This window comes from Microcystis sp. M53598_WE2 (assembly GCF_030067735.1).
Taxonomy (GTDB): Bacteria; Cyanobacteriota; Cyanobacteriia; order Cyanobacteriales; family Microcystaceae; genus Microcystis; species Microcystis aeruginosa.
In genome coordinates this window covers 1-1,748 of the sequence record NZ_JASJFE010000585.1, presented here as the reverse complement: position 1 = coordinate 1,748, position 1,748 = coordinate 1, and the positions used below count along the sequence as shown (strand labels likewise).

At 42.9% G+C, this 1,748-nt stretch carries 1 protein-coding gene; it reads left to right on the top strand.

The window, feature by feature from the left end; genetic code table 11:
* Positions 1-233 precede the first annotated feature (233 nt).
* Positions 234-1,691 (top strand): SUMF1/EgtB/PvdO family nonheme iron enzyme, encoded by a 1,458-nt coding sequence (locus PX636_RS11880; protein ID WP_288117319.1) that lies wholly within the window; start codon positions 234-236, stop codon positions 1,689-1,691.
* Positions 1,692-1,748 lie beyond the last annotated feature (57 nt).

Below are 1,748 nucleotides of genomic sequence, written 5' to 3'. Positions count from 1 at the left end.
TGATCAGCAGAAGTTATACTAAATCCGTTGAGTATAGGCTACTTATGAAGACAGGCAAAAGGCACTCATGCAAAAGGGGGAATAAATAATCAGTCTTTAATAACCGGATTTAGTATAACGATTCTGGTTCCAATCACACAATTTAGAGAACCGTTAAAAATCTATGAACTCCCGAAAAGGCTTGCCATATAAGCATTTCACATCTAAGTACAATTGCTTATTGCAAAAGTGGGATGCTCCCATTTACTTTTCTCAATACGGAGATGCTTTATTTAGTGATGGAATTGGCACAGGGTAGCCTAGAAAATCACATCGCCAAAGGCGGTTTGTCAGCGGATGAGATTAAAAATATTACTGCTCAAGTCGCCCAAGGCTTAAATTATCTTCATGGACAAAATAAAGTCCATCGAGATTTAAAACCGGGTAATATCCTCAAGGTTAATCAACAATACAAGTTAGCAGATTTTGGCTTAATTAGAACCTTAAATAACAAAAGCCACACTCAAACCGTCCACAATAGCGGTACAATTATTTATATGCCTCCCGAAGCCTTTAGGGGTGATATTTCATCAGCTTGGGATCTGTGGTCATTGGGTATTATGTTAATCGAAATGACGACTAATCAACTTCCCTATAAGTTTAATAATGATATTCACCAGTTAATGGCAAAGGTGATGAATTGTGAGCTACAAATTCCTAGTTTACCGAAAGAGTTTAAACAGATTATTGAAGGGTGTTTGCAAAAAGATAGAAGACAAAGATGGACAGCACAACAGGTTTTAAATGCCTTACAACCTGTGGGATGGAATTCTCCCCCGTCACCTCCACCAGCACCGGCAGCAGTCAAAAAGCCTGTTTCACCAATACCCCTAATTGCTTCACCTACTCCATTTACCGAAAAACTACCCAATCGAGTCACACTGGAGATGGTGAGCTTACCAGCAGGTCAATTTCTCATGGGTTCTCCTGACTATGAATCTGAAAAGCCTCCACACCAAGTTAAAGTCAACAGTTTTGCGATCGGGAAATATCCAGTGACTCAGGCACAATATCAAGCAGTAATGGGAACCAATCCCTCTCACTTTAAAAACAATCCCCAAAATCCGGTAGAACAGGTTAGTTGGAACGATGCTCAAGCCTTTTGTCAGAAATTGAGTCAAATAACCGGGAAAACCTATCGTCTCCCCACAGAAGCGGAATGGGAATATGCTTGTCGTGCGGGAACTACCACTCGCTTTTATTTTGGTGATGATGCGAGTAAATTAGGGGACTATGGGTGGTATGGAAACAATAGCGGCAAACAAGTGATTGATATTGATGCGGCTCGGATCTGGCAGGAAGTTGGCATGGATTGGGATAAGTATCAAAAACGCCTAATCGCAAACAGCAACCCAACTCATCCTGTGGGTCAGAAAAAGCCCAATGCTTGGGGACTCTATGACATGAGTGGCAATGTTTGGGAGTGGTGCGAAGACAGTTGGCATGATAGCTATATCGGAGCGCCGACGGATGGATCGGCGTGGTTTATCAAGAATGATAATCGTTCTCAGTATCCTAAGTGTCTGCGCGGCGGTTCTTGGTTCTTCAGCCCTTATGGCTGTCGTTCTGCCATCCGCTTCAGGAACTACCCCGGCGTCGGCAACTACCTCCTCGGTTTTCGGGTTGCGTGCGGTGCTGGGAGGACTCTGTAACCCTTTTTCCCTTTTTTCCCTTTTTTCCCTTTTTTCCCTTTTTTCCCTTTTTTCCCT